Origin of the sequence: Methylobacterium sp. E-041, from assembly GCF_022829665.1 — a bacterium.
Lineage (GTDB): Bacteria > Pseudomonadota > Alphaproteobacteria > Rhizobiales > Beijerinckiaceae > Methylobacterium.
This window is the reverse complement of sequence record NZ_JAKSYQ010000067.1, coordinates 62,459-68,759: the sequence shown is the minus strand read 5'-3', so window position 1 is coordinate 68,759 and position 6,301 is coordinate 62,459. Positions and strand designations below refer to the sequence as shown.

General features: G+C 74.4%; 7 protein-coding genes. 2 read left to right on the top strand and 5 right to left on the bottom strand.

What is annotated here, in order from left to right; translation table 11 throughout:
* Positions 1-149 precede the first annotated feature (149 nt).
* The 4 genes from MKK70_RS06175 to MKK70_RS06160 form a co-directional block, all read right to left on the bottom strand.
* On the bottom strand, positions 150-1,169 hold the full coding sequence (locus MKK70_RS06175; protein WP_243946368.1) for a VWA domain-containing protein: 1,020 nt from the start codon (positions 1,167-1,169) through the stop codon (positions 150-152).
* Positions 1,166-1,633 (bottom strand): DUF4381 family protein, encoded by a 468-nt coding sequence (locus tag MKK70_RS06170; protein WP_243946366.1) that lies wholly within the window; start codon positions 1,631-1,633, stop codon positions 1,166-1,168. Before MKK70_RS06170 ends, MKK70_RS06175 begins: the two co-directional genes overlap by 4 nt.
* Before the next feature lie 153 nt (positions 1,634-1,786).
* On the bottom strand, positions 1,787-2,731 hold the full coding sequence (locus MKK70_RS06165) for a DUF58 domain-containing protein (protein WP_243938780.1): 945 nt from the start codon (positions 2,729-2,731) through the stop codon (positions 1,787-1,789).
* A 103-nt stretch (positions 2,732-2,834) separates the two neighbouring features.
* On the bottom strand, positions 2,835-3,833 hold the full coding sequence (locus tag MKK70_RS06160) for an AAA family ATPase (protein ID WP_243946364.1): 999 nt from the start codon (positions 3,831-3,833) through the stop codon (positions 2,835-2,837).
* Between the two features lie 229 nt (positions 3,834-4,062).
* Here MKK70_RS06160 and MKK70_RS06155 point away from each other — a divergent pair, with 229 nt between their 5' ends.
* Both MKK70_RS06155 and MKK70_RS06150 read left to right on the top strand, forming a co-directional pair.
* Positions 4,063-4,776, top strand: a complete 714-nt coding sequence (locus tag MKK70_RS06155; RefSeq protein WP_147727387.1) for an MgtC/SapB family protein — start codon at positions 4,063-4,065, stop codon at positions 4,774-4,776.
* Positions 4,777-5,070: 294 nt separating this feature from the next.
* Positions 5,071-5,769 carry an SDR family oxidoreductase gene (locus MKK70_RS06150; protein WP_147843314.1) on the top strand — a complete coding sequence of 233 codons (699 nt, stop codon included), beginning with the start codon at positions 5,071-5,073 and terminating at the stop codon, positions 5,767-5,769.
* A 31-nt stretch (positions 5,770-5,800) separates the two neighbouring features.
* On the opposite strand, the gene MKK70_RS06145 is transcribed toward MKK70_RS06150, so the two are convergent.
* Positions 5,801-6,154 (bottom strand): hypothetical protein, encoded by a 354-nt coding sequence (locus MKK70_RS06145; RefSeq protein ID WP_147727385.1) that lies wholly within the window; start codon positions 6,152-6,154, stop codon positions 5,801-5,803.
* Positions 6,155-6,301 lie beyond the last annotated feature (147 nt).

The window sequence follows — 6,301 nt, the reverse complement described above, 5'->3', positions numbered from 1 at the left end:
TGGGAGGCTCGCCGGTCGAAGCCCCCTCACCGTCGGCTGCCGCCTCGCCGCGACGACGACGGGGTCGTCGCGGCCCTCTCCCCGCGTGCGGGGAGAGGGGATGCGCGAAACGGTCGGCGGCAAGGCGGGCACGAGCCCGCGCACTGGCATCATCCCCGCCTCCGGGAAGCCAGGAGCAGCCCGGCGCAGGCGAAGGCGAGCGCCGCCGGCCAGGGCCAGAGGTCGCGGCGCAGGGGCACCGGGGGGGCCTTGGCGCGGCCGCCCTCCAGGGTGTCGATGGCGTCGGCCACCGCGACGAGGTCGTCGGTAGTCCGCACCCGGAACGCCTTGCCGCCGGTGATCTCGGCCATCTCGCGCAGCGTCTCGGTGTCGACCACGTCCTGCTCGCCGTCGGCGTCGGCCATGTCGCGGGGGCCGAGGGCGATGGTGTAGACCTTGATGCCGAGGTCCTTGGCCAAAGCCGCCACGTCCCGCGGCGTGGTCTGGCCGGCGTTGTTGGCGCCGTCGGAGAGCAGGATCACCGCCTTCGAGGACGCGACCGGCTGGCCGTCGATGCCGGAATCCTTCGGATCGAGCCGGCGCAGCGCCAGCCCGAGGCCGTCGCCGATGCCGGTGGAGCGGCCGACGAGGCCGATCGTCGCCTCCTCCAGGGCCCGCGCCACGCTCGCCATGTCGAAGGTGAGGCCGGCCGCGACGAAGGCCTGGTCGGCGAAGATCACCAGGCCGATGCGGTCGCCGGCGCGGCGGCGGATGAAGTCGGCGCCGACGCGCTTGACCGCGACGAGGCGGTTCACGGTCTCGCCGTCGAGCGAGAAGTCGCGCCGCTCCATCGAGCCGGACAGGTCCATCGCCAGCATGATCTCGCGGCCCGAGGCCGGCAGGGCGGTGGCCGGCAGGACGAGGCGGGGCCCGGCCAGCGCGACGACGAGGGCCCCCCACAAGGTCCAGATCAGCCAGGTCCGGCGCCGGCCGCGGGCGGCGACGTCGGCGCCGGCCTCGGCGCGCGCCACCAGCGAGGCCGGCACGCGGAGCGCACCGCTGCCGCCCGCGGCCTCGGCCGGGACGAAGCGCTGGACCAGCAGCGGCAGCGGCAGCAGCAGCAGCGCCAGCGGCGCCGCCCAATCGAACGCGGAACTGAGCGCCGTGACCCAGGCCGGGAGCAGGCTCATCCGCGCATCCGCCCGATCAGGCGCCCGAGGTCGGCATCGAGGACGGCCGGGTCCGGCCGGTCGCTGCGGCGATAGAGCCCCTCGGCGAGGACGCGCCCGGCGCCGGCGGTGAAGAAGGTGGTGGCGAACAGCCCGTCGAGCCTGTGCGCCCAGGCCGTTCCTTGCGCGCTCGCCGCGTCCTCGCCCTGCATGGTGCGGGCGACGCGGCGCAGCAGCCGGGCCTGCGCCACGAGCCGGGCCTCCGGGTCGAGGTTTCGCGCGGCGGCGAGATCGCGCAACGCCGCGCGGCGGACCGTGGCGCGGGCGCGGACCCGGAGATAGCGCACCAGACCGACGAGCAGCGCGGCGGCGAAGCCCGCCAGGATCGCGACCACGACCTCGCCGGAGATCGCCCCCGCCGCCTGGTTCGGCAGGTGCAGCCCGCGCAGGGCCTCGAGGGTGGGAGGAGCGTCGGCGGGGGTCATCGTTTTCCGCCTGCGGGCATACGCACCCCCTCCCCCCGACGGATCTCGGGCAAGCCCGAGATCCGCGCCTCGTGTGCCCAAGTCGGGCGGGCCCGACTTGGGTGCGGGGGAGGGTACCCTGCGGAGCAGGGGGGGAGGGAAACGGCGGCGGCTTCACAACACCGCATCGAGCCGCTCCATCAGCGGGGCGTAGGCCTCCGGGCCGGCCTCGACGTCGAGGCGCAGGCCCGCGATGCCGCGGCGGGCGTAGTCGGCCAGGCGCTCGTCGGCGGCGAGGCGCGCGGGCGCCGGCTCGCGGGCGGGCTGGCGTGCGGATTGGCGGGCGGACTGAACAGTGCCGCGGCGGCCGTCGGGCAGGGCGAAGGGGTAGAAGCCCGGCGGCCGGGACCGCTCGAAGGCGTCGCTCACCAGAATCAGGCGGATCGACAGGCTCTCGGCGAGCAGCGTCAGCAGGCGGTCGAAGTCGGGGCCGGGGCTGTCGAGCGCCGAAGCGAGGACGAGGTGGCCGCCGGACGGCAGCAGGCTGCGGGCCAGCGTCAGCAGCGCGTCGAGCGGCGGGTCGGCGGCGGCGGGTTGCGCGAGGGCGCGGGCGTGGGCCGACGCGAGCGCGCCGGTGACGGCCGTCATCGCGCGCTCGCCGCCGGCCGGGCGCAGAGCCGTCGGCTCGTCCGCGCCCGCGACCACGAGGCCGACGCGGCCGCCGTCGCCGACGACGCGCCAGCCGAGCAGCGCCAGCGCCTCGGCCGCCGCCACCGAGCGCAGCGCCCGGCGGGTGCCGAACAGCATCGAGGGGCGGAAATCGGCGAGCAGCACCACGGCGCGGTCGCGCTCGTCGTGGTGGGTGCGCACGTGCAGGATGCCGGTGCGCGCGGTGGCGTTGCGGTCGATGTGGCGGCGGTCGTCGCCCTCCGACCACAGCCGCACGTCGTCGGGCTCCGAGCCGCGCCCGCGGCGCTTGGTGACGATGCCGCCGGGCAGGCCCGCCAGCGTCCGCGTCGCCGGCGTGACGCCGCGGCGCGCGAGGTGGCGCAGGCCCATCAGCGCCTCGCCGGAAAGGTGGAAGGCCGGGTTCGTCTCGGGGGCGGCGGTGGCGGTCATGCCGGAATCCGGCCAGCGCGGCGCGGCCGCCTCTCCTCATGGGAGAGGGGACCCGCGCAGGGCGTGGTCGCGCGGGGCCTTCTCGCGGTTGCCGGGACCACCCTCAGAGCGCCCGCACCCGCTGGACCAATCCGCCGACGATGCCGCGGGTGGTGAGCCCTTCCGCGGCCGCGCGCCAGGTCAGGCCGATGCGGTGGGAGAGCGCGTCGGCGGCGAGGTCCGCCACGTCCTCGGGGACGACGTGGTCGCGGCCGTGGAGGTAGGCCCGCGCCTTGCCGGCGACCATCAGCGCCAGCGTGCCGCGCGGCGAGGCCGGATGCTCGATCGCGGCGCGCAGGTCCGGCGCCGCGGAATCGGTGCGGGTCGCGGCGACGATGCGCACGAGATAATCCTTCAGCGCCGGCGAGACGTAGGTCTTCAGGGCGGCCTCGCGCGCGGCCAGCACCTCGGCGACCGAGAGCTTCACCGGCATCGCCTCGCCGTGATGGTTGAGCTCGCCCTCGACGAGGTCGAGGATCTTCCGCTCGGAGGCCTCGTCCGGCATCCCGACCACGACGTGGAGCAGGAAGCGGTCGAGCTGCGCCTCGGGCAGCGGGAAGGTGCCAGCATGCTCGATCGGGTTCTGGGTCGCCACCACCATGAACGGGTCGGCGAGCGGATGGGTCGCGCCGGAGACGGTGATCTGGCCTTCCGCCATCGCCTCGAGCAGGGCCGACTGCACCTTCGGCGGCGCGCGGTTGACCTCGTCGACGAGGATCAGCGAGTGGAACAGCGGGCCGGGCAGGAACTCGAAGGTGCCGGCATCCTGGCGCCACACGGTGGTGCCGGTGAGGTCGGCGGGCATCAGGTCGGGCGTGCACTGGATGCGGGCGAAGGAGCCGTCGAGCCCGTCGGCGAGGCGCTTGACGGCGCGGGTCTTGGCCAGCCCCGGCGCGCCCTCGATCAGCAGGTGGCCGCCGGTGAGCAGCCCGATCATCAGGCGCTCGACCAGGCCCTTGCAGCCGATCAGCCCGTGCTCCAGGCCGGCGCGGAGCTCGAGGATGCGGGCCCGCAACGGATCGGCGGCGGCAGCCGGACGCTCGGCAAGCGCAGCGCCGCTCATGCGCGCACGGACCCTGCGCGACACGGCCGGGCCGGCTGGAAGGAAGCCTTCATCCTGCACGTCTCCTCGTCGAACCCGGCGGGCTGAACCCGCCGCACTTGGATTCTTGATCGATCCATAGTCGAGCCGGTGTGCCCGCTGCCCGGGGCACCCGTCAATCCCGCTGCGACCTCGGGTTGGGACCGGCTCCCGTCACGGAACCGTCATGCGCGCCCGTCTAGGAGACCGGATGGTCCTTCTGCCCACGCCCCTCCCCGAGCCGGTCAATTCGGCGATCAGCCTGATCGTGGCCTTTGTGCTCGGCACCCTGATCGGCGCCGAGCGGCAGTACCGCCAGCGCACCGCCGGCCTGCGCACGGCAGTGCTGGTGGCGGTGGGGGCGGCCGCCTTCGTCGATCTCGGCATGCGGCTGACCGGGGCCGAGGGCGCGACCCGCACCGTCGCCTACGTGATCTCCGGCATCGGCTTCCTCGGCGCCGGCGTGATCATGAAGGAGGGCATGAACGTGCGCGGCCTCAACACGGCTGCGACCCTGTGGTGCTCGGCCGCAGTCGGCGCCTTCGCCGGCGCCGACCTGCCGCTGGAGGCTTTGTTCGTGGCGGTCGCGGTCCTGGCCTGCAACACCCTGCTGCGCCCGCTCGTCAACGCGATCAACCGCGCGCCGATCGACGAGAGCGCGACGGAGGCGACCTACGAGGTCCAGGTCACCACCGCCCCCGGCACCGCGGGCCCCGCCCAGGACATGCTGGTCGAGCGGCTGGAAGCGGCGGGCTACCCGGTCGGCGGCGTCGAGGTCGAGGAGCGCGGCGACGCGGCGGTGGACGTGGTCGCGACCCTCATCGCCAGCGCGGTGGCGGCCAAGGAGCTCGACGCGGTGGTCGCCGCCCTGCAGGCGCAACCGGGCATCCGCCACGCCACCTGGGCGGTGCAGACGGGGGATTGAGGGAACGGGGCAAGGCGCCGAACCCGTACGTTTCGCGCGCAAGGCGCCCACGTCGCCTTCCCCTCCCCCGCACCCAAGTCGGGCCTGCCCGACTTGGGCACACAGCGTGCGGATCGCGGGCAAGCCCGAGATCGTCGGGGGAGGGAAGGGGGGCGTGTCGAAGCTGCGTCCGAGGGTGGAGGTACCGAACGTGCGGCGGCACACCGGGCGATCCCCAACGGCGCTTTCCGCATCGCGCGATGAAGCCACCTTCCTCCCAAGAAATCCCGAACCCGGCCTCGCAGGAGACATTCCATGGCAGAACTCGAACATCCGTCGGCCAGGAACGCGCTGATCGTCGGGGCCTCGCGCGGCCTCGGGCTCGGGCTCGTCGAGACCTTCCTGGGGCGCGGCTGGCGCGTCACCGCGACCCAGCGCAAGGCCTCGCCGGGCCTGGCCGCCCTCGAATCCGAGGCGCTGACGATCGAGACCGCCGACATCGACGACGACCAAGCGGTCTCGGCCCTGCACGACCGGCTGGCGTCCCGAACATTCGACCTGGTGTTCGTGGTGGCCGGCGTGGCGACGCAGGCGCACGATCCGCTGCACGCGGTGCCGCGGCCGGTCGCGGCGCAGGTCTACCTCACCAACGCGATCAGCCCGGTCCGCTTCGCCGAAGCCTTCCGCGATCGGCTCGCGCCCGGCGGCAGCCTGGTGTTCATGAGCTCGATCCTCGGCAGCGTCGGGCTCAACACCTCCGGCGGCTGGGAAAACTACCGCGCCAGCAAGGCGGCGCTGAACACCCTGGTCCGCAGCTTCGCGATCCGCCACGCGGCGGAGAACCTGAGCGTGGTGCTGATGCATCCGGGCTGGGTGCGGACCGAGATGGGCGGCGACGGGGCCGACATCGACGTGGCGACCAGCGTCGCCGGCATGGCCGACGTGATCGAGGCCCGGCTCGGCCGGCCCGGCACGGCCTATCTCGACTACCGCGGCGAGACGCTCGCCTGGTAGCGCGGGACCCGAAGGCGGTCCGCGGGCGCCGTCAGCGCCGCGGATCGAGCGGGCGGCCGCGGCGCTCGACGATCACCGGCGGGCGGGTGCGGCGCTCGACGATGACGGTGCGCGGCGCCCGGCTCGGGCCGGCCTGGGCGATGATCCGCTCCGGCACGCGCTCGGGCTTGGCCCGCAGCGCCGCGACGACGTGCGGGCGGACCTCCTCGGCGGGCAGGCCGATCAGCCCGGCCGCGATCTCGATCTGCTGCTCGAGGTCGTCGGACAGGTCCTGCGCGGCGGTCACCGCCTCGACGATCGTCGGCGGCTCGCGGCGGACCCGGATCGGCGGCAGGTCGGCAAAGCTCTTCTTCGACTTCTTCACGGCAGGGCTCGCGCTCGTCATGGCCCACCGTACCCGATTCGCGCCGATTGTGCACCGCATCAAAACGAGGCCGTCGCCGTCCTGCCATGCATGCCCCGGCGTGCCGAAGAGGCAGGCAGAGGTGCGCCGCGATCCTGCGGGCGCGCTGGCGCATTCATGATGCAGTTG

Coding starts and splice junctions, on each gene's coding strand:
- MKK70_RS06175 (WP_243946368.1), bottom strand. CDS start 1,169: ATGAGCCTGCTCCCGGCCTGGGTCACGGCGCTCAGTTCCGCGTTCGAT.
- MKK70_RS06170 (WP_243946366.1), bottom strand. CDS start 1,633: ATGACCCCCGCCGACGCTCCTCCCACCCTCGAGGCCCTGCGCGGGCTG.
- MKK70_RS06165 (WP_243938780.1), bottom strand. CDS start 2,731: ATGACCGCCACCGCCGCCCCCGAGACGAACCCGGCCTTCCACCTTTCC.
- MKK70_RS06160 (WP_243946364.1), bottom strand. CDS start 3,833: ATGAGCGGCGCTGCGCTTGCCGAGCGTCCGGCTGCCGCCGCCGATCCG.
- MKK70_RS06155 (WP_147727387.1), top strand. CDS start 4,063: ATGGTCCTTCTGCCCACGCCCCTCCCCGAGCCGGTCAATTCGGCGATC.
- MKK70_RS06150 (WP_147843314.1), top strand. CDS start 5,071: ATGGCAGAACTCGAACATCCGTCGGCCAGGAACGCGCTGATCGTCGGG.
- MKK70_RS06145 (WP_147727385.1), bottom strand. CDS start 6,154: ATGACGAGCGCGAGCCCTGCCGTGAAGAAGTCGAAGAAGAGCTTTGCC.